This window comes from Fontibacillus forbon (genome assembly GCF_046559655.1).
Classification (GTDB): domain Bacteria; phylum Bacillota; class Bacilli; order Paenibacillales; family Paenibacillaceae; genus Fontibacillus.
In genome coordinates this window covers 205,352-224,750 of record NZ_JBKGFV010000004.1, presented here as the reverse complement: position 1 = coordinate 224,750, position 19,399 = coordinate 205,352, and the positions used below count along the sequence as shown (strand labels likewise).

Sequence of the window (19,399 nt, the reverse complement as noted above, 5' to 3'; positions counted from 1 at the left end):
ATGATTTGATGCCTGGAGGCAGTTACCCTTTTCCGATTTATTCCGGATTGTTGGAGCCAGAACACTACAATCAAATAGGCAGCGCGATATGGCTTTTCCTTTGGTGCGTAAGCTCCACAACAAAGGAGACAGTGGAAGAAGGTACGACTTGGGGCATCGTCCTTGGGAATAAGCCTATGAAACTATCAGAGATATCCGAAAGGTTTGGAGTCAACGATAAGACCGTGAGCCGCTGGTTGGACACCTTAGAGGAACATCACTACATACGAGTGACCAGGGCTCCGAGAGGGTTGATCCTTTGGGTCAGAAATTCTAAGAAGCATCCGGACAAAAATGTCCAATCACTTGAAAGTGATAAGACACATATGTCCGATCACCTCGACTCTGATCAGACAAAAATATCCGATCAGTCAGGTAGTGAACAGACAAAAATGTCCGATCACAGCGAAATTCCGCCGAGTGATCGGACAGAAATGTCTGATCTAAAAGATATTAAAGATCTTACTACTATCACTACTACTACTGAGGACTGGGATCTGTCAGAAAGAGTTGAACCCGATCCACAGGAAGATGGAATGATTGGGATCTTGAATGCTTATTGTCGTTTAAACCAAAAACTCGATTTCCATGTTAGGCCAAAAGAGCGCGAAGCCATGGGTAAGATGGTCGCCGGGGGGATGCCGGTACCCTTTACCATCCGAACTATGGAGGGCCTGCTTCAGGCAAAGCGTGAGCGGGAGGGTGAAGGCTTTAAATACCCGACCAGCTTTTTGTACTACGTGGACGGGATCGAAGAAGCTTGGCACAATTCCCAAACTGCCAGTCCGTCGATGGCTGGAGTCGCCCCGGGAACGCCAGAGCGGCAGAAACGAATGACCAAGCAGCAGCGCGAGCTGGAGGACTTGCGCAGGCGTGCGAAGGAGGAACGACAACGTGGAGAAAGCAGAAGTGTTTGATCTGCTAATTGAGATCAAGGAGAATTATCCGAATTTCGATGTTAGCAACGAAAATGTCGAGCGGCATCTAAAATACCTACACGATTTCCCGTTTGACAAGGCAATTCGAAACTTAGACGAGCATATCCGGACAAGTAAATATCCACCGAACATTGCTGAGATCCGCGGAAGCGTTGGTGAGCAAATGGAGCGGGACCGGATGAAGGCAGCGACAGCTGAATACTTCGCGGCCCGGGAAGAAGCAGCAAAGAATGCTTGCCCGCCGCCACTTGGCTGGAAGGAGGAACTTTATGCAAAGCTCGGTTTCTCTTGAAGGTTTGATGATGGATTTGCCTAATGATCTTGCCGCCGAATGTTCAGTACTGGGTGCGATTTTAATACAGCCTGAGACCATCGAATACACAGAGGGAATACCGGTACAAGCTTTTTATCGTGCTGAACATCAAGTAATTTTCAGTCGAATCCGTGAACTGGTCGATGAGGAGCAGCCGATAGATTTGGTTACTCTGACAACTCGACTACAGGACCGCAAGGAAATCGAAGATATTGGCGGAGTAAGTTATCTGGCGAAACTCGCTAAATCCGTCCCCAGTACTGCAAACATAGAGTCATACGTTTCTTCTCTGCAAAACAAGTTTGTTATCAGGGAATATATACGCTCTAACATGGCCGGTATCCAAGCGGCCGCTGCGGGAACAGATATCAAAGGGCTGGTGGAAGCGGCACAACAAGCTGCGTCGACATTGGCAGACCGTGTGGCACCAAAGCAAGATTTTAAGCGAATTAAGGATGTTGTGGTTGAGGTAATCGAGACAACAGAAACCAAGTCAGAGTCTTACAAAACCGGAAAGGTAACGGGGTTAGAGACAGGCTTTACTGACCTGGATGGCATAACTGCAGGGTTGCAAAAAAGCGATTTGATCATCGTCGCGGCCCGGCCATCGGTCGGAAAAACGGCGTTTGCACTTAACGTAGCACAGAATGTGGCCATTCGTAGCAAAGAACCGGTTGCGATCTTCAGCTTAGAGATGTCAGCGCCCCAACTTGTTACCCGGATGGTAAGTGCGGAAGGGAATCTGGAATCGAGCCGGCTGCGTATTGGGGATATGGGAGAAGAAGACTGGACAAAACTTGCTGAAGCTGCTGGTGTTCTCGGAGCTTCGAATATTTTTATCGACGATTCTCCAGGAATCACGGTTCATGACATCCGCGCCAAATGCCGCCGATTAAAGAAACAAGAAGGATTGGGACTGATCGTGATTGATTACCTTCAGCTGATAGCCGGTCGAAGCAATGGCCGCCGGGAGGAGAACCGGCAGCAGGAAGTATCCGAAATATCACGGATGTTGAAACATTTGGCACGCGAACTGGATGTACCGGTAATTGCTCTTTCTCAACTCAGCCGGGGCGTAGAACAGCGGCAGGATAAACGTCCGATGATGTCGGACCTTCGGGAATCCGGTTCAATCGAGCAAGACGCTGATATCGTAGCGTTCCTTTACAGGGACGATTACTATAACCAGGAATCCGAGAAGAAAAACATTATCGAGATCATCGTTGCCAAGCAGCGGAATGGGCCGGTCGGAACTGTGGAACTCGTCTTCCTGAAGAATTTTAATAAGTTTGTTGATTATGATCGGCACCACGAAAACCGGGGACCGGAACCACCGGCGCCAGCGAAACAAATTCCGGACATGCATAGGGGGAATTGGGCGTCATGAGAGAACAAGTCGCGATAGATCCCTATTATCAAGACGTTCCTTGGGACTTGATTTACGACGATAACGGCAAACAGATCGGTGAGGTTTATGTGCTGCTGGGAACAGCGAGAAAGGAGGCAATGCCACAACATGAGGATTATGGGAATAGACCACGGAACAAATTTCGCAGGATGGGCAATTATGGAGCGAGGGAAGCCGCTAGAGTTTGGCCTTCGTGATTATAGCAAAATAAAAATGCCGTCTGTGCTTGATGCAATTTACCAGGACACAATTGGACTGATCAAACAGCATCGTCCCCAAATAATCGTTTTGGAACGTCCTGTACATTTCAAGAATGCAAACAGTGTCATTGCCCTTGTGGGAGCCTACTCAATGGTGACATTGGCTGCACTTCACATTGGGATAAAAATAGCTGAAATTCGACCGTCCGAGCTTAAAATGCAGACCGGCAAGGGGAATGCGGATAAGGAAACAGTTGCTATGGAAATGCAGATGTTGTTCGACTTGGATTACGACGAAATTGCTGTGCCGGTCTTATATAAACAAGATGATCCTAAAGGGAAATACAAGGTTGGGGATGTCAAAGAACGACTCTTTGATCCATCGGATGCTGTCGCATTATGTTGGGCTTATCATCAAAAATTTATTAAAGGGGTGGCGTAACTATGAAGGACCATGCAAAATTCACAGCAGAAATCGCAAAAGGTATCAATATCAAGGAATCCAATGTTGAGCTGAAGCTTCTTATTCCGCTGAAGTCGGCTCAAGAGCATTTGATTTTTCTGAGCAGCAATCAAGGTGAGAAGGTGAACGTGTTCTTGGGGGATCCGCAAGTATCTTTTGATTTTGGTGACGAGGATCCAATGTATCAGAAACTAACCGGTCGTTTTGTGACGACTGATAGTTCCGGCATCGTGACCAGAGTCGAAAAGCCGGATGGACATGAGGAAGACGAGAACCAGCAAACGTTGTTTGACCAAAATCCAGAACAGGAGGGGGATTCCGCCGCCGGTGAGCCTGAAGGTGATGATGACTCCAATCCAAATCAATCTGGCTCTGGATTGGATGAGGAAGTCCCGGACTGGATGAAGGGTGTTGATGGTGAGGGAGAAATGGACTTCACGGAAGATGGCGGCTCTCAGGAGCCGAGTGATTCCGAAGGAGAATTGACTGACTACGAACAAGAGATTATGGGCGAATCTTCGGGGGATCAACCAGAAGGGACGCAGGATGTTGCTGGTGATGTTGAGATCAGCAAAGAGGCGTTAGAGGAGTTTATCCTTGCGAACCGCCCAACATGTCCGGACTTGGAGACTGATCTCGACTTCCCTGCATTGTTGGAAAAGCGCCGAAGCGGAGACACTTGGATGGGAATTTCAAAGGAGATCGGGATTCCAAGCAGCCAACTAAACGCTAAATTCAGAAAGTATAAGGATCACGTGAAAAAGATCATGAAAGACGGAGGAGCGGCCTAAGCCGCTTCCTTCCATACCCGGGTCAAACGGATGGGGTGGGGCATCGCTCACCCGTTTGACCAAACATATGATCTTATTCTTTTAGTCTTCTGTGAGCTTGAAGTCTCCTAGGTGCTTGCACTTGTAGCACTTAGTGGTCAAGGTATAGGTTTTCTTCTCATTAATTGTGAGTAGGGATAAGAACTGGATTATGAAACCAGGCAAAGATAGTCCTGCAAGGATCAGTGCAAATCTATTCATTATTGCTGTATTTGTGACAACCTGATCATCGATAAATGCCAAATATAGCATTAGTCCAAAAATTCCAAAAAAGGCTAATACAAAAATAATGAAGATTAATCCAAAAGTAATTCGAGCCCACGCTTCATTTTTCTTATGTTCATGAAATCACCTCTATTAGTATTACGGTAAATATAGGTTTTTGATTCATAGATAGGAAGGGGGGACGAAGGCATGAATATCGCAGAAATAACCAATGAGGATATCGAAAAACATAGGGGAATGGTCCATAAACTGGTTATCAAATACTTTAGTCAAGTACGTGATCCTGCCATCGGCTATGAAGATCTGCTGAGTGAAGCAAATATAGGGTTATGCAAGGCATACGAGCGATTTGATTCTGCCAAGGGGTTCGCATTTAGTACATTCGCTTTCACGACTATATCGGGTTATCTGCAAAGTTTTCTTGATAGGAGAGGTAGCCCAATTCGATACCCAGCTAATATTGTGCTTCTTGGCAATAGAATCAAAAAGCAAGAATTGACTGGTCTTGAACCGGAAGAAATTGCAGAAATCGTGGGCGAATCTGTTGAGCAAGTTGAGTCTGCTATCCAGTATTTACACCGGCGAACAACCATTTCACTTGATAAGCCACTTCGAAACAAAGCAGGTGAAATAGATCCGGATACGACACATGAGGCGCTTGCGATGATTGAAGATGATTTGAGTGGAGTACTCACAGAGGAATTTATATGCCGACTAAAACCGAATCAGCAGACTGCAGCCCGAATGCGTATGGAAGGATACACATATTCCGAAATAGGAACTTTTATGGGGGTATCCAGAACCCGAGTGTGGCAGCTTCTTTTAAAAGTCGGTGAGCGCTATATGAATATTTATTCCCGAGAGGAGAAAATGGGGATGACCAAAGGGATAAAAAGTGAAATCAATATGACCAAAGAGCAGTACCTGCAAGAGCGCTTGAGCGGAAAAGCCAGGACTCAAATTATGAAGAGTGTGGGCGGGGGATCGGCAGCCTTTTATAAATTGCTCAAAGAATGGGGCATTAAAGAGATTGATGCTGAGGAGCGCGAGATGGAACTGCTAGCACCTGCGAAGCCGGCATCTGAACCTCCTATCGAGGAAAATCCAGTCACCAATCAGGAGCAAGAATTGGCGTCGTTGCAGGCGGCTTTGGCGCTTTGGAAGAACGATGCTGAACGCAAGGGCGAATATATTGCAGATCTTGAAAGTGAACTGGGGAAGGCTCGTGAAAATGCTGAGAATGTGCATAGTCGGTTTATGGCCGTGTCGGAGGAACAGGCTGCGGAGATCTCTCGATTAAAAGAAGCTATGTCCGGAGCTACTGTCATTGCTAATCAAGCCGGTGCCCGCCTCTCGGAGCTGGAAGAGGAGAATACTCGCTTGAAGTTGGAACTTTCAAATGTTGGTCAGGCAAGCAAGGTTGTGGCGCCGATGTTCGGATCCTCGGTTTCATTGCATGTTCCTATAATTACCGGCACTGATCCTATACGAGAACGTTTGAATGTGTATCACGGGCTTGATGCACTGGGCGAAACCTTCGAATCTGCCGGCTTAGATCGAGAACGGATCATGCGAGAGTTATTTTCTCTCCTGCAGACGGTTGTCCGATTCGTGGCGACGGATCTTGCTGAGCTCCTTCCTGGTCAGGACGTGACGGAGCATGTGCAGAGGTTCTTCCAGGAGCATAACCGGCAGGCCTATCGTCAGCAACAAGAAGCAGTATAGGACTAACAATGGCCATCATTATCGATTACCGGGATATCTTTGATCAACTGAAAGGCATCCCGGCCGATCGTTTAAGAAAGGAACTGGATACTATTGAGAAGCTGTACCAATGGAAATTGAACGACAAAAGGGAGAGGCTGAAACGTGGGAACCAAACCATTAACAAGACGCCAGAGTGAGGCACTTGATTTTGTAAAGTCATTCGTGGCCAACAAAGGCTATCCTCCTTCTATCCGAGAGTTAGCGGATGGAATGAATCTGCTATCTTCTTCAACTGCTTTTAATGTCTTGGAGCAGCTCGTTAGAAAAGGATATATCAAGAAGGGAAACGGCCCAAGGGAACTGCAAGTTGTCGGATTCGATGCGGTGGCGGAGAAGGATGCGGAGATAGCACGGTTTAGGGAAGCATTGGAACGTATTGCAGGGATGGATATCATAGGCAGTTCAGCAATCACGATGAAGAAAATTGCAGCCAGAGCGTTGGTACCAATTGGGGATGAGACACCATGAAAGCCATAACGATTACCCAGCCCTGGGCGACGCTGTCGCACTTGGTGAGAAGCAGTTTGAAACTCGAAGCTGGCCACGAAGCACCACGGGGAGCTGGAGATCCACGCCAGTAAGAAGATTGCTAGAGGTTACGCATTGCTGCGTCTGGATGGATACAAGGACGCCTGTTCGAAGCTTTACGCAGCTGCTTGGAGGTCAGCGCGCGCTATGGGCTTATAACCGATGATTACCTACACGCTCAAGAGCGAACCAGGAACGAGCCTCAGGGCGGCAGGCTGGAAGGTGATCGGTGAGACTCAGGCACGAAAGAATGGCAGGAATACTCCAACAAGACCAAAAGGTAATGGCAGAGCGGTATCCGACAGAACAAAAGTCGTTGTGGGAAATAAGTTAATGAACAATTTGATCCTTACTAATAAACTTGGCCGAGAATATCCCTACTGTAAATATCATATGGAATGAGGATCACTCTTCCCGTAGGGAGTCTTAAATACTCATCATCATAGGGATCATAGATAAACCCTTCGTCTTGAATTACAAAGGACTTCCATTCTTCATAGGATAACCTTAACGAAATCCGGTATTTAATGGCCATAATTTCTTCATCGGTATATCCTAGTGCTTTCACATCGTTCTCTAGATACGAACTCATAAACTGCGCCACCTTTTTTCTTTTATTGTAGCAGGTGGTGTATAACTTTTCCAAACTACTACACAGTACGAAAAAATAGCGCAATGGGGAGATTCGATGCTGGACAAAAACATGAAGCGAGAATTTTGGACTCAAGAGCAAATCGAGGAGCATTGCAAGCGGATTGGAGCGGATAAACCGCCGGTCATAGTTGTTAGTAGCCGATTGGATACGACGGCACCGCAAATGGCCATGAAGAGTGGCCGGTACCACAAACGGGGCGGAGAGTATTGATTGTCAAATTTACCTGAAATTATTCCATAAGTTATTCAATAAAAACAAAGACCCCCATAACCTTGGCCGGGGCAGGGGTCAATCGGTAATTAATTCCTCTCAATAAATTATACCATAAAGGGGATTGAGAGGAATGGCGATGGCATGGGGACAAGGGGAACTCTTTCCAAAAGCTTCAAAACAGGAGATCCAACGTACAAAGTTCCTGCTCATGAAATATAAAGAAATGACTATTCTGATGCAGGATTTTGAAAATTATGAAGAGGAACTGAAGCAAACGGCAGTCGATGGGGAAACGGCGCGCCGGATCGATCAGGAAGACCTCCATGCGGATAAGACTGCGAACGCGGCAATCCTGATCGAAAAACAACGCTGGGTGTATCAACAATATAAGTTCTATACACAGCAGCTGCGGCGGGCCTGGGGGCTTATTTTAGATTTTGAAGAGAAGCGGGCGATTGATTATAGATATATACAGGGGTATTCTCGCAAGGAGACTTTGTTGTTTTTTCGGCACAGTATGAGTGACAGCACAATCCGTAGAAAGATTGATGATGGAGTAGTGAGTATTGCGAATACGTTGAAATTAATCGGATTCTTTGAGCAAGATATTTCAGAGTTTTAAGAGCGGGTTTTACTTTACCCGCTCGTTTAACCAAACCATGCATACAAATTTGAGCAAAGAAATAGCCACGACCCAAGGCATTCCCTCGGAGGTGGCTAAGTCTACGAATAATTCCACAATCTCATCATAATGTAACAACATTTTCTGAATACACCAAACCATAATTTTTTTCATTTAAAACCACTACTTTCTATAGAATGATGAGGGCATTCCCCTCTCGTCTCTAAGGGGAACTGGCAGGCAACTTTACAAGCCCTCTCAATTTAGAAAGTGATTTACCATGAGGCAATTAAGGTTTAGGACCAACGGATTTTATGACCTAAAAACGAGCGCTATTTGGACTTAATCTGACTTTATGTTGAGCACCATTTGACGGTTTTCTAATGATAAGATGTAAGTATAGAAAAAGGCGGGAATGACACGCACGGCCGCATGAATGCGGCATTGAAACCGGGGCGTAACTCTTCTCGCCTTTTCTGTCTTCTTGCAGGAATAAAGTCCCATATGTCGAATATTGAGGCATAATACTCGATGGGGGATTTTCAAATGGCAAGAAGAAAGAGCAAGGCAAAGCAGCAAGAGGAGTTTATCCAGGCGTTATTCGGTCTTCTTATGTTCGCATCAATTTTCGGGACATTTGGTCTGACGAAATCGTTTCAGGCTACCATTATCGTCACTGGTCTGGCCGTGGCCGTGTTCATAGCTGTACTTATCATGATTGGTATGAAGCGAACTGAACGCTTAAAGCGATCCGGGATTGCAGACATCGATAAGATGGAGGGAGTTCAGTTTGAACAATACCTGGGCCATTTATTTCAGGCACAGGGATATAAGACTCAGGTGACAAAGGCTGCAGGCGACTTTGGCGCGGATTTAATTCTTCAAAAGTCGAGCAGCAAGATAGTCGTTCAGGCGAAAAGGTATAGCAAGAACGTCGGGATCAAGGCGGTACAAGAGGCACAGGCCGCTATTGCTCACTACGGAGCTGCAGAAGCTTGGGTGGTCACAAATAGTGATTTTACTGCAGCTGCTTATGACCTTGCAAAGTCGAATCGGGTCCGCTTAATAAATCGTGAAGCGCTTGTCGAAATGATCCTTACTATGAATCCTGGATCCGCACCGACACCAAAAGCGGTAATGGCGGCGGCACCGGTGGACGCGATGACTTGTCCTAAATGCGGGAATAAATTGATCCTTCGGAACAGCGCAAAAGGTCAGTTTTATGGTTGCAGCAGCTTTCCAAAATGTCGTTACATGAAGAAAAGCCAGGTTGGATAATGAAATAGTGAGTAAAAAGGAGATTCCTTCACGCGAGCGGGGATAAACTTAGGGATTCAGTGATTTCGGCTTTTGACCTTGCTCTTCAACGATCAATATAATGGTCTTGTCATACATATCTAGTTACTAGGTACGTATTCTTTTAAGCAAAGAGCGCAGCGTTTTTGCGGCGGCCGGCACGGTCGCAGTGATCCGTCAGATCTCTTTGCAGAACAGTACAATACATAAGTCGAAGTCGTTCCTTCCAGGAGCGGCTTTTTAATTTGCACGAAAGGGTGGATCTCGTGTGAATGACCATTATAAACAGTTGTTATGCGAAAGCGTCGCTTCTTATCTTGCGAAACGGCATGCTCTCAATAATAAGGAACAGCGACTGCTCGCGTATATGTTGAATGACAACAACAGCGCGATCATCGGCGATATATGCAAATCGCTTAAGACCACGACTTTGACATTGCTTACCAAGACAAGGCCGGAATTGTTCCGGAAAATAGGCAACATTGGATCGGAAGCGTGGGAGAAGAACATTCAGGAGGCTCTTGATTCGGGATCAATGCCTCAGTTCGTAACAAGCAGAAACATTCATTTTTATCAGGGGAAGGGAACTGATTATGGCGGAAAAGAAGAATAACATATACCTCTCACTCAAGGACCTCCCGAAACCGCCTACGAAGTGCAAAAGATGCGTGTGGGGTTCGTGGACCGGGACGAAGCAATTCTGCAATAAACAGCGATGTGTAAAGCAGGGAAATCCTTCCTGATGTCGAAATGTGACTTGTTAAGGAGGGATAGGTTTGGCGATTTTTTTCAATAGTATTGATGCAAATGCATGGATTCAGACACTCGGAGGAATTATTGGTGGTTTTCTTGCTGGTGGAATAGCTATATTTCTATTCAAAAGACAAGCAAAACTTGATGCTAAACGAATCAGAAGAAATGAATTACAGAACTTTGTAAAAAGCTATTATGTTATTGATATTCAATTATCAAACGCCGCTGCACTATTGGGGGTTGTTTTAAAGTTAATGGACATGGAGGAGGGAGAGTTTAAGGAGGAGCAGATCAATCATCAACTCAGCTCCCTTCGGCTATGCCTGGCTAGCTTAAATAATATTAATGATGATTACATCCCTCAAGAAATTTACAAGGATTTCCTAGCAGTGAAGTCTTGGTTAGACTTAAATATTTGGCATCTTGATCTAAATGAAGGTAACGGTAGAACTATTTTCGCACCTGGTCAACTTGCTGGTTTCTTTGATAAATATCGTGAAAAAATAACGTCATTTGGTGAAGAGAAATCTAATGAACTAGAAAAACTGTTGAAAAAGTATAAATATTAATTGGAATGAAGAAATGTAAACTATTTTTGTCGAGCACCTGAGGGTGCTTTTTCTTTGCTCAAATAATCGAACTACAAGCTTAATACAGGCATTTTCGTTCTGGGTGTTCGAATGTAGCAGGAATATCATAGAAGGGCAGGCAGGGGCCACGGCGAAGCCGTACGGCCCTGTTTTTGCATACCCGTATACGAAAACCGACTCAACTCAATGTTAAGGTGGGTCACGCACGAGGAACACCTCACTTTCTCAATGTGATTTTTACTTGTTGTTCTTGGCTAGCAGAGTTGCGTAGACGAACATTGCGAAAAAGAGAACCATTGCGGTCGTCATGTTCGATTCCTCCTCTCTCTGTTTATTCGGTGTAACTATCGGAATGAGATGGCTTTTAGTTGCAAACTCTCTCGTAATTTTTATACGAGCCGTTAGTGGGAGATTTAAGGACAGTTAATAAAATATTTGGAGGTACAAATGAACATCAGAATCATACCTATCGATCAAATCAACGCAGCAACTTATAACCCTCGGATTGACCTTCAGCCTGGAGATCCGGAATATGAGAAGCTTAAGCAATCTATCCTTTCGTTCGGCTACGTGGAGCCGATTGTCTGGAATGAGAGGACCGGCAACATGGTCGGCGGGCATCAGCGGTATAAAATCATGGTCAACGAGCAAGGACATACGGAGCTGGCTGTCAGTGTCGTTGACCTGGACGATCAGCAGGAACGGCTGCTGAATATTGCCTTGAACAAGGTTTCCGGCCGTTGGGACGAAGATGCATTGGTTCAATTACTTTCGGAACTACGAGAATACGGCGCCGACATTGATTTATCTGGATTTGATGAGGTGGAATTGAAGCAGGTGCTTGGTGAAATTGAGGTCCCGAATTTCAATGAAGGAACGGCGGATGACCAAGGAGACTTGGGGGTTTTGAGTTCCAAACTGGTAACTTGCCCGCATTGCGGAGAGGAGTTTGAACGGGAATGACCGAGTTAAAAGTTGCTTGGGCAACGCATGAGGCGGCGAAGTTCGCGTGCGAACACTTCCACTACAGCAAGTCTTTGCCCGCAGGGAAATCCGTAAAGGTCGGGGCTTGGGAGGATGGTCAATTTATCGGCGTGGTGATCTTCAGCAGGGGTGCTACGCAACATATTGGTTCACCATATGGCCTGACGCAAAAAGAATGCTGCGAGCTGACGCGGGTTGCATTAACAAACCATAAGTCGTTTGTTTCGGAGATTTTGGCCAAGGCTATTAAGTTCCTTAAGGAGCAATCCCCCAACGTTCAGTTGATCGTAAGCTACGCTGATGTTGAACAAAACCATCACGGCGGCATTTATCAGGCGACTAACTGGATCTATGAGGGAAAAACCGATGGCGAGCATTATTTCATCATCAAAGGTAAGAAAACTCACCCGAAGTCGATCCATTCAAAATACGGTAAGGGGAGCCAAAGGATAGAGTGGATCCGGAACAATTTGGACCCCAATGCAGAAATATATATCACAGTCGGCAAGCACAAGTACCTCATGCCGATGAACAAAAAAATGCGTAAGAAGATTCGTCATCTGCATAAACCTTATCCAAAATAAAAGGAGGACGCGCGAACGTCCTCCCATTCATCCAGGGTATCCCCCGGCTGAGATAGCGGCGCGCCACGCGTGGCATTTCCAGACATCCGCTATCTCGCATTCCATCATAACGGAAAGCCGAGGGGAACGACAATGGGAACACCAGAAGAAAAGGACATCCTGCTGCAGCATGAACTTGCGGTGATGGAAGGAATACTGGAGTCGAAGGCGCAGTACCGCAAGATCATTAAGGCGGGAATTGCCAAGTGGGTCAAGGACTTTCAGGACGGCCGTATTGAGATCAAGACGGTGGATGACCTGAAGAAGCTTATCGAGATAGATATCGAGCTGCAGAAGGATGAACTTTGACCGTAAGAATTCTATTATTCTAATACTTCATCAATGAGATTTATGATGATTGTGTATGTAGCACACTGTTTATAGACCTTGCTATTAATATTAAGAAAAATAGTCAACAATCCTGTGATGCTTAGCAAGAGGATTAAGTAAACTATCGCTAGGGTACCCTTATCAATTGTACTTAAACTAAATGATACTATTGCGAAAGAGAGGACGATGGCAGTGATCGCTAATGAATTTGATAATGCAGGCGGGGTGACTAACTGGCTCTGATATTTTATTTTCGTATTTTTCAGTTCTTCCTTACTGATTTGATTGTGGTTTAAATAATTCTGCAACTTGATTTTTGCATCTTCAATATCATCTGGGGCAACTACTTTTATCGATCTCAGTTCCTCTTCAATTTTGTAAATTCTAGTATATGACATATGTTTATCCTCCATTATTTTTATGATTATATCGGTGTATATGAAGCGAAATATTAACATTTACGGGGGTGGTGATACATGTAATGGCCAGAGAGCGTAGCCCTGAACGGGATAAGGCAAAACAAATGTGGTTGGAGAGCGGCGGGACGATGAAGCTTAAGGACATCGCTACTGCTCTTTTTATTGCGGATAGCAAGGTCCGAAAGTGGAAGGCACTGGACAATTGGAAAGCTGAACTGAAAGGGAGCGCTCCACTTGAATCCAAAGGGAGCGCTCCACGTCGTGGAGCTCCTAAAGGGAACAAAAATGCTGTCGGTAACCGCGGCGGTGCTCCTCCGGGCAATCAAAATGCGAAGGGGAACAGCGGCGGGGCAGGCGGGCCCTATGGTAACAAGAAGGCGGTCACTACCGGTGAATATGAGACGATCTGGATGGACGCGCTAGAAGAAGATGAACAGGAGCTGGTTGACCAGATTGATACGGATCCGGTCCAACAGGCCGATGAGGCTATTAAGCTGCTGACGATCCGAGAACGACGTATGCTACAACGTATCAGTAAGTTGATGAACGGTCTGACGGAGAAGCAACGGCGAGTATTGTATGAATTGAAGGCGATCAAGGAAGTTATGACGGTACATGATGAGAAGACCGGCATAACCAAGACGATCCCTGTTACAAGGAACGACCTGGTAGAATCACAGATCGAAGAGACTTCCTACCGGGCTATTGAAGATATCATATCCTTAGAAGAAGCTCTGACCCGTGTCCAGGACAAAAAGCTGAAGGCGATCGATCTGAAGAATAAGCTTGTGGCAATCGATGAGGAAAAGCGGGTCCGGACAGCCATCCTTCAGATAGAGCTGCAACAACTTCAAGGTGGAGCCGGTGCAACGCAAAGCTGGACCGATGCCCTGAAGGAAATCGCCGAGCGGCGTAAAACACGCCGTTCTGAGGTGGTCACAAATGAGTAAGCCTTATAATGTCGTTGCAGATATTGTGCAGCTCCTTGACTTATATTGGGATGACCCGGTTTCATTTGGAGAGGACATGCTCGGCTTTGAAGCAGACGAATGGCAGCGGGCAGCCATGATGGATGTGGCCAATTATCCGCTGACCAGTGTGCGGTCCGGGCAAGGGGTTGGGAAAACTGGTTTCGAAGCAGTGTTGGTAATTTGGTATCTGTGTTGCCGGCCAAATTGTCGTGTTGTCTGTACTGCACCTACCAAGCAACAGCTCAACGATGTGCTTTGGGCTGAAGTGGCAAAATGGTTAGAGAATTCTATGGTAAAGAACCTGCTCAAATGGACTAAGACTAAAGTATATATGATCGGCCATGAAAAACGCTGGTTTGCAACGGCCAGAACAGCCACAAAGCCCGAGAATATGCAGGGCTTTCACGAAGACTACATGTTGTTCATCGTGGACGAGGCTTCCGGCGTAACTGATCCGATCATGGAGGCTATTCTTGGTACGTTGTCAGGTGACGAAAACAAACTATTGATGTGCGGTAACCCCACTCGAACGAGCGGGGTTTTTTACGATTCACACAACCGGGATCGCAGCCGCTTCCGGACGCACAAAGTCGATAGCCGTGACAGCAAGCGAACTAGTAAAACGAACATCCAAATGCTCATTGACAAGTATGGAGCTGAGAGTGATGTTGTTCGCGTCCGGGTATATGGGGAGTTTCCAAAGGCTGAGGCCGACGCTTTCATTGCGTTGGAGTTGGCCGAACTAGCCGCTAATGCAACGGTGCAACCTCGTGGCGATACTCTTCATCTCGGTGTTGACGTTGCACGCTTCGGTGACGATGAAACTGTCATAGCACCACGTGTTGGTATGAAAGTATTTCAGTTGCTTTGCTATAACAAGCAAGACACAATGGCGACTGTTGGGCGTATAGTAGCGGCGGGTAAGGAAATGCAGGCTGAGGATCCAAACTTGCATTTTGTTGAGATCAAAGTCGACGATAGCGGCGTTGGCGGCGGAGTAACAGACCGACTGAACGAGGTCATCCAAGAGGAAAGGTTGATCGGGTGGAGGGTAATTCCGGTTAATAACGGAAGCCGGCCATCAGATGACAGCGAGGAACATTATGAGAACCGAGGGACTGAAGCCTGGGCCATCATGCGGGACTTGCTCCAAGAAGCCTTTTCGAAACATTTGCAGGGCGAACCAGTCAGTATTGAGCTGCCGTCTGATGAGCGTCTTGTTACACAGCTCACTCAACGGAAATACCGGATGACAAGCAAAGGACGGCTTGCGCTGGAACGTAAGGAAGACATGAAGAAGCGTGGGCTTGATTCTCCAGACCGAGCCGATGCGGTCATTTTGTCATTTGTAACCGAGCCGGAAATGGTATACAGCAATCAACGGCCTGCGGGCTGGTAGTATGGTAATATGGAGGAAAGGAGTGATCAGATGAAGCAGAATATCGATATTCAGCAATATTCTGAACTAGATGATGTTCAGAAGCGAAGAATGCTAGAGTGGTGGAACCCTATTCGAGGAGATTTGTTCTTTTTCACAGATCGTAATCTTGTATTAATTGTGGAAGCTGCGTCAGATGAAGGGATTGAATCAATTGGAGAACTTATTCCTAAACAGAAATGCGAGCCGCTTCTCTCCATTGGACAAATGATCCAATATATTTTGAGCAGATCGAGGACGTGGCAATTTATCAGCGACTGTATTCAATATGACTGCATTCAATTTAATCGTGAATTTGCGGATTCCTTATGGGAAGCTGTGAAACTTGAGCTAGCAAATCCAAATTATTAACAAGAAACTCACGAAGTCGCTTAAATGAGCGACTTTTTTTATTTGCTCTGAAAGAAGGTGATGGACGTGACAATCGTATATTCGAATAGGAGCTTTCCGCCGCCGCCCTACGACCAAGAGATCGGTATGATGCAGTATTACCGGCTGCTCTACGAGGGAGATCACTCCGAAATCTTTCCGCGGGCTCAGACGGTTACGAAGGAGCGGCGGTTGGTTCGGCGACGTGTTGGCGTCCGATCTTGGCGCCAAGTCGAGAAAGTGTTCAGCGCCGACAACCAGTACATCGTCGCCAACTTCAGCAGCCTGGTTGCCGAGGTCCCAGCGGATCTGCTCAACCGATCGCTCGGGAATATCTCGGCGGACGTGGAAGAAGGGCCGGAACTAGAATTTATTTCTTCCGTTGTGACGGCCAGCAAGCCGAACGAGAAAATTTGGGCGGCGGTCTCGCAGCACCAGGTCGACGGCATAGTCGCTTACCGAGTACGGCGGGATGAATCCGGCGCCGTATGGTTTGAATGGATCCTTGGCGACAAGTATCTTCCACATGATGATGGGCGCGGCGCGGACATCGCTTGGATCGAAGAATGGGGTGATAACGACCGGAAAGATCGGTTCCTCCGTGTCGAACGGCAACGGCTTGAATCTGGTGGGCTCGCGATTCAACAGCTCGTCTTTAAAATGGAAGGCGACAATGTTGCGGATGAGATGGAGATCGAGCCTTACGCCACCGATCATGGTCTTGAGATTCCTGAGGATACTCTGCTCACTGGCGTCAACGAGCTGCTTTGCGGTGCAATTACCAACGATGACACCCTACTCCATCCCCGGGGCCGGTCAGCTCTTAGGAATATTGACGTGCTGCAGGAGGAGATCAACTGGACGATCACCCGGGATTCTATTGTCTTTGAAAAGCATGGAAAGCCGAAATTAGCTATACCAAAGGGGCTATGGGACACAGTTGCCAATCAGAACCATCGGGATTATGGCGGCCGTTTTGTTCGGAGTTCTGACCTTGAGGTCGTTTCCTTTGATGAGAAGACCGGGGCAGTGCCGCAATACATCACCTGGGACGCCAAGACAGCCCAGTCCTTTGAACATGTTACCAGGCTGATCCAATACATGCTGGCAATCAGTAAAACATCCCCGCAGGCAGCCGGGCTGGAAGAAGGCAAAGGAGACTCCGGTGTTGCGCTGCTGTATCTCTGGATTCAATCAGTTATTAAAGCCGAAGCGATCCAGTCGAAATTCGATGCAGCGATTAAGGACGCCATCCGTAAGTGCATGCTGTTGGAGAACGCACTCGGGTCTGGCGGACTTAAGGCGGAGAATCCAGTGATTGAATGGGGAGATATGCTGCCGAAGGCTGAATCTGAAAAGAACGACGAAGAGCGGAAAAATTACGCTGATGGCGTTCAATCGCTTGAGACTACAGTTCGCCGGATGCATCCGGATTGGTCAGAGGAGGCGATCACGGCTGAAATCCAGAAGATTCAGGACGAACAGGCAACAGGCAGCTTGAACCCAACCTATACGCAGCCGCCCCGAGTGAACCTGGGTGGTAGCTAATGGCGGACGCTGAGAATCTAATCGCGCTTTATACTCGGGCCGGTGAACGGTTACTTGAGCTCATAAGATCGCTGGAGGAAGGGAATTACAGCCGAAGGCGCAAGGAAAGTCTCCTGAAGGAAGTGGACGAGATACTGGCCGGGCTGACCGACGGGGCGGCTCAGAGCATGTCTGAACTGATCTCCCAAGCGTACAAGGAAGGTGTCAGCGAAGCGGCGGACAGTATCTCGGCTCAAGGTGTGCCTGAAGAACGGATTAACACTGTACTGGAACCGCTGATACACCAGCAGGCAGTTCAGGCCATAATGGATGATACATTTTTCCGGATCCTCGAAGCTACCGACAACATGTCCCAGGACGTTAAGCGGCGGATTGAGGAAAGGGTCCGAACGGCTACGGAGCGAATGCTAACGGAGGGTTTCAACCGGCGGCAGGCGACAAAGGAAGCCGTTGCCCGCATGACGGAACAAGGAATCACCGGGATTGTGGCCAGAAATGGCGCGCGGATTCCGGCGGACAAGTACATGAACGGTGTTGTCCAGTACAACCTGCGTAAAGCGCATGTCACCGGGGCCGAGAACACGATCAAGCAGAACGGGCTCGACCTGGTCTATGTGAACTTTGTCGGAATTACTTGCGAATACTGTGCCAAGTACCAAGGGCGCGTTTACAGCATCAGCGGGGCGGATCCTCGTTTCCCGAAGCTTGATATTCGTCCGCCGTACCATGCACATTGCGTTCATTCAATCAGTACTTGGATCGAGGAGTACCAGCCACCGGAAGAGGTAGAACGAATGATCGCGACATCTAACCGACCCTTTACGGACAACCGGACGGAAGCGAACATCCGAAAGTATAACGATATCCAGCGGGACAAGGCCCGGAAGAACGAGACCAGGAAGCAATGGATGCGGTACAAGGCGGTACTGCCGAATGATACTCCGGATCTTCGTACATTCGCCAGTTTAAAGGCAAGAGACGGTCAGACATTCAAGAACCTGCAGGAATTTTACCGTAAGGCCAACGTAATAAACAAGGAGATGCTCTTGCCCAAGAACAATGTGGCGATTAAAAATTTTGGCCGAAATGTTATAATGGTGAAGAGTTCAGTCGCATCGACAGGGCTGCAGTGGAAGCGGCAAGGACTGGCAGAATCGCATCTAGCCAAACGCATAAAGAGAAAGCATGTTCCACAAGATTGGACAATGCGAGAGTATGATGGAAAAATCACGCAGTTAATCACTAATCCATCCAGTCAAGTCTATCGGTACCATCAGGAAGGTTTTGAACAGAATTATTATGTTTTCGGAGACGGCGACAAGTGGATTGCAATCCTTGGACAGGACGGGAAGATGGAGACGGCTTTCCCGCACGACTCACCGGCGAATTACCGAAATTATCTGACCGTTGACAAAGGATACACATACCTGGGAACTCTGAAGGAGGTGGAAGAAAGTGTTGAAAAAGGAGTTTGAAGATTATGAGGACGCGGCCACAGGCGAGTTACTGAGCATGCCGGAGTTTCAGGTTTCACTTGTGAGTCGGGATTCATTGTACACCGCCTCATTGGCACCAGTTGACCGTGAGCAGGTAGAATTGCTGGACGAACAGTTCCTCAGCCGAGCTCTCGAGGTCAGAGCTTTCGTTGCTAAATACGGGGATCCGGATATCATCTTTGCGGAGCATCCCCCGCAGCGGTGGTGGTGGCATCTGCCGCGGATCGCCGCAGGTAAAATGTCGGTGAACCTGCGGGATCGGGTCGTTACTGTTGATCAAACTGAATACAGCTACTGAAGCGCCCTTCACATGTGTGAGGCGCTTTTTGTTTGCTGAAAGGGGTGTTGAACTATGAAGTCGCCGAATAGGCGGCTTTTTCT

At 47.2% G+C, this 19,399-nt stretch carries 23 protein-coding genes; 21 read left to right on the top strand and 2 right to left on the bottom strand.

Features of this window, described 5'->3' with window-relative positions:
- Nucleotides 1-8 precede the first annotated feature (8 nt).
- From ACLB09_RS16765 to ACLB09_RS16735, 7 genes are all read left to right on the top strand, one after another.
- Complete coding sequence (locus ACLB09_RS16765; RefSeq protein WP_410771005.1) at nucleotides 9-956, top strand: winged helix-turn-helix domain-containing protein; 948 nt, start codon at nucleotides 9-11, stop codon at nucleotides 954-956.
- Complete coding sequence (locus ACLB09_RS16760; RefSeq protein ID WP_410771004.1) at nucleotides 934-1,269, top strand: hypothetical protein; 336 nt, start codon at nucleotides 934-936, stop codon at nucleotides 1,267-1,269. Before ACLB09_RS16765 ends, ACLB09_RS16760 begins: the two co-directional genes overlap by 23 nt.
- Nucleotides 1,247-2,677, top strand: a complete 1,431-nt coding sequence (gene dnaB / locus ACLB09_RS16755; RefSeq protein ID WP_410771003.1) for a replicative DNA helicase — start codon at nucleotides 1,247-1,249, stop codon at nucleotides 2,675-2,677. Before ACLB09_RS16760 ends, dnaB begins: the two co-directional genes overlap by 23 nt.
- A 129-nt stretch (nucleotides 2,678-2,806) precedes the next feature.
- A complete protein-coding gene (locus ACLB09_RS16750) occupies nucleotides 2,807-3,340 on the top strand; it encodes a crossover junction endodeoxyribonuclease RuvC (RefSeq protein WP_410771002.1) in 534 nt (177 codons plus the stop codon).
- A 2-nt stretch (nucleotides 3,341-3,342) separates the two neighbouring features.
- Nucleotides 3,343-4,152, top strand: a complete 810-nt coding sequence (locus ACLB09_RS16745; RefSeq protein ID WP_410771001.1) for an ICP22 family protein — start codon at nucleotides 3,343-3,345, stop codon at nucleotides 4,150-4,152.
- 453 nt (nucleotides 4,153-4,605) lie between these two features.
- Entirely contained in the window at nucleotides 4,606-6,141 is a 1,536-nt protein-coding gene (locus tag ACLB09_RS16740; protein WP_410771000.1) for a sigma-70 family RNA polymerase sigma factor, read from the top strand.
- A 144-nt stretch (nucleotides 6,142-6,285) separates the two neighbouring features.
- Nucleotides 6,286-6,651 (top strand): LexA family protein, encoded by a 366-nt coding sequence (locus tag ACLB09_RS16735; RefSeq protein ID WP_410770999.1) that lies wholly within the window; start codon nucleotides 6,286-6,288, stop codon nucleotides 6,649-6,651.
- Between the two features lie 412 nt (nucleotides 6,652-7,063).
- Here ACLB09_RS16735 and ACLB09_RS16730 read toward each other — a convergent pair whose 3' ends face one another.
- Nucleotides 7,064-7,303 (bottom strand): hypothetical protein, encoded by a 240-nt coding sequence (locus ACLB09_RS16730; protein WP_410770998.1) that lies wholly within the window; start codon nucleotides 7,301-7,303, stop codon nucleotides 7,064-7,066.
- A 96-nt stretch (nucleotides 7,304-7,399) separates the two neighbouring features.
- On the opposite strand from ACLB09_RS16730, the gene ACLB09_RS16725 reads away from it, so the two are divergent.
- From ACLB09_RS16725 to ACLB09_RS16690, 8 genes are all read left to right on the top strand, one after another.
- Nucleotides 7,400-7,576 carry a hypothetical protein gene (locus ACLB09_RS16725; protein WP_410770997.1) on the top strand — a complete coding sequence of 59 codons (177 nt, stop codon included), beginning with the start codon at nucleotides 7,400-7,402 and terminating at the stop codon, nucleotides 7,574-7,576.
- A gap of 133 nt (nucleotides 7,577-7,709) precedes the next feature.
- The gene (locus ACLB09_RS16720) at nucleotides 7,710-8,201 is read left to right on the top strand and encodes a hypothetical protein (protein WP_410770996.1); all 492 of its coding nucleotides are present in this window, start codon (nucleotides 7,710-7,712) and stop codon (nucleotides 8,199-8,201) included.
- A gap of 546 nt (nucleotides 8,202-8,747) precedes the next feature.
- Nucleotides 8,748-9,479, top strand: a complete 732-nt coding sequence (locus tag ACLB09_RS16715) for a restriction endonuclease (protein WP_410770995.1) — start codon at nucleotides 8,748-8,750, stop codon at nucleotides 9,477-9,479.
- 286 nt (nucleotides 9,480-9,765) lie between these two features.
- Nucleotides 9,766-10,110, top strand: coding sequence for a hypothetical protein (locus ACLB09_RS16710; protein WP_410770994.1), 345 nt, complete (start codon nucleotides 9,766-9,768; stop codon nucleotides 10,108-10,110).
- Nucleotides 10,111-10,273: 163 nt separating this feature from the next.
- Complete coding sequence (locus ACLB09_RS16705; RefSeq protein WP_410770993.1) at nucleotides 10,274-10,819, top strand: hypothetical protein; 546 nt, start codon at nucleotides 10,274-10,276, stop codon at nucleotides 10,817-10,819.
- A 468-nt stretch (nucleotides 10,820-11,287) separates the two neighbouring features.
- Nucleotides 11,288-11,803 carry a ParB N-terminal domain-containing protein gene (locus tag ACLB09_RS16700; RefSeq protein ID WP_410770992.1) on the top strand — a complete coding sequence of 172 codons (516 nt, stop codon included), beginning with the start codon at nucleotides 11,288-11,290 and terminating at the stop codon, nucleotides 11,801-11,803.
- Complete coding sequence (locus tag ACLB09_RS16695; protein WP_410770991.1) at nucleotides 11,800-12,408, top strand: Mom family adenine methylcarbamoylation protein; 609 nt, start codon at nucleotides 11,800-11,802, stop codon at nucleotides 12,406-12,408. Before ACLB09_RS16700 ends, ACLB09_RS16695 begins: the two co-directional genes overlap by 4 nt.
- Before the next feature lie 132 nt (nucleotides 12,409-12,540).
- Nucleotides 12,541-12,756, top strand: coding sequence for a hypothetical protein (locus tag ACLB09_RS16690; RefSeq protein ID WP_410770990.1), 216 nt, complete (start codon nucleotides 12,541-12,543; stop codon nucleotides 12,754-12,756).
- 14 nt (nucleotides 12,757-12,770) lie between these two features.
- Here ACLB09_RS16690 and ACLB09_RS16685 read toward each other — a convergent pair whose 3' ends face one another.
- Entirely contained in the window at nucleotides 12,771-13,175 is a 405-nt protein-coding gene (locus tag ACLB09_RS16685) for a hypothetical protein (protein WP_410770989.1), read from the bottom strand.
- A gap of 83 nt (nucleotides 13,176-13,258) precedes the next feature.
- Between ACLB09_RS16685 and terS the strand changes: the two genes are divergently transcribed.
- Genes terS through ACLB09_RS16655 form a run of 6 tightly spaced genes read left to right on the top strand, consistent with a single transcriptional unit; the run spans nucleotide 13,259 to nucleotide 19,316 of the window.
- Nucleotides 13,259-14,146, top strand: coding sequence for a phage terminase small subunit (gene terS, locus ACLB09_RS16680; RefSeq protein WP_410770988.1), 888 nt, complete (start codon nucleotides 13,259-13,261; stop codon nucleotides 14,144-14,146).
- Nucleotides 14,139-15,566 carry a DEAD/DEAH box helicase family protein gene (locus ACLB09_RS16675; protein ID WP_410770987.1) on the top strand — a complete coding sequence of 476 codons (1,428 nt, stop codon included), beginning with the start codon at nucleotides 14,139-14,141 and terminating at the stop codon, nucleotides 15,564-15,566. Before terS ends, ACLB09_RS16675 begins: the two co-directional genes overlap by 8 nt.
- A gap of 30 nt (nucleotides 15,567-15,596) precedes the next feature.
- On the top strand, nucleotides 15,597-15,956 hold the full coding sequence (locus ACLB09_RS16670) for a hypothetical protein (protein WP_410770986.1): 360 nt from the start codon (nucleotides 15,597-15,599) through the stop codon (nucleotides 15,954-15,956).
- A gap of 60 nt (nucleotides 15,957-16,016) precedes the next feature.
- Nucleotides 16,017-17,522, top strand: a complete 1,506-nt coding sequence (locus ACLB09_RS16665) for a phage portal protein (protein WP_410770985.1) — start codon at nucleotides 16,017-16,019, stop codon at nucleotides 17,520-17,522.
- Complete coding sequence (locus ACLB09_RS16660) at nucleotides 17,522-18,997, top strand: phage minor capsid protein (protein WP_410770984.1); 1,476 nt, start codon at nucleotides 17,522-17,524, stop codon at nucleotides 18,995-18,997. The genes ACLB09_RS16665 and ACLB09_RS16660 overlap by 1 nt, the downstream gene beginning before the upstream one ends.
- Nucleotides 18,978-19,316, top strand: a complete 339-nt coding sequence (locus tag ACLB09_RS16655) for a hypothetical protein (protein ID WP_410770983.1) — start codon at nucleotides 18,978-18,980, stop codon at nucleotides 19,314-19,316. The genes ACLB09_RS16660 and ACLB09_RS16655 overlap by 20 nt, the downstream gene beginning before the upstream one ends.
- Nucleotides 19,317-19,399 lie beyond the last annotated feature (83 nt).

Coding starts and splice junctions, on each gene's coding strand:
- ACLB09_RS16715 (WP_410770995.1), top strand. CDS start 8,748: ATGGCAAGAAGAAAGAGCAAGGCAAAGCAGCAAGAGGAGTTTATCCAG.
- ACLB09_RS16725 (WP_410770997.1), top strand. CDS start 7,400: ATGCTGGACAAAAACATGAAGCGAGAATTTTGGACTCAAGAGCAAATC.
- ACLB09_RS16740 (WP_410771000.1), top strand. CDS start 4,606: ATGAATATCGCAGAAATAACCAATGAGGATATCGAAAAACATAGGGGA.
- ACLB09_RS16745 (WP_410771001.1), top strand. CDS start 3,343: ATGAAGGACCATGCAAAATTCACAGCAGAAATCGCAAAAGGTATCAAT.
- ACLB09_RS16765 (WP_410771005.1), top strand. CDS start 9: ATGCCTGGAGGCAGTTACCCTTTTCCGATTTATTCCGGATTGTTGGAG.
- ACLB09_RS16685 (WP_410770989.1), bottom strand. CDS start 13,175: ATGTCATATACTAGAATTTACAAAATTGAAGAGGAACTGAGATCGATA.
- ACLB09_RS16665 (WP_410770985.1), top strand. CDS start 16,017: ATGGACGTGACAATCGTATATTCGAATAGGAGCTTTCCGCCGCCGCCC.
- ACLB09_RS16730 (WP_410770998.1), bottom strand. CDS start 7,303: ATGAGTTCGTATCTAGAGAACGATGTGAAAGCACTAGGATATACCGAT.
- ACLB09_RS16675 (WP_410770987.1), top strand. CDS start 14,139: ATGAGTAAGCCTTATAATGTCGTTGCAGATATTGTGCAGCTCCTTGAC.
- dnaB (WP_410771003.1), top strand. CDS start 1,247: ATGCAAAGCTCGGTTTCTCTTGAAGGTTTGATGATGGATTTGCCTAAT.
- ACLB09_RS16670 (WP_410770986.1), top strand. CDS start 15,597: ATGAAGCAGAATATCGATATTCAGCAATATTCTGAACTAGATGATGTT.
- ACLB09_RS16660 (WP_410770984.1), top strand. CDS start 17,522: ATGGCGGACGCTGAGAATCTAATCGCGCTTTATACTCGGGCCGGTGAA.
- ACLB09_RS16695 (WP_410770991.1), top strand. CDS start 11,800: ATGACCGAGTTAAAAGTTGCTTGGGCAACGCATGAGGCGGCGAAGTTC.
- ACLB09_RS16720 (WP_410770996.1), top strand. CDS start 7,710: ATGGCGATGGCATGGGGACAAGGGGAACTCTTTCCAAAAGCTTCAAAA.
- ACLB09_RS16750 (WP_410771002.1), top strand. CDS start 2,807: ATGAGGATTATGGGAATAGACCACGGAACAAATTTCGCAGGATGGGCA.
- terS (WP_410770988.1), top strand. CDS start 13,259: ATGGCCAGAGAGCGTAGCCCTGAACGGGATAAGGCAAAACAAATGTGG.
- ACLB09_RS16690 (WP_410770990.1), top strand. CDS start 12,541: ATGGGAACACCAGAAGAAAAGGACATCCTGCTGCAGCATGAACTTGCG.
- ACLB09_RS16700 (WP_410770992.1), top strand. CDS start 11,288: ATGAACATCAGAATCATACCTATCGATCAAATCAACGCAGCAACTTAT.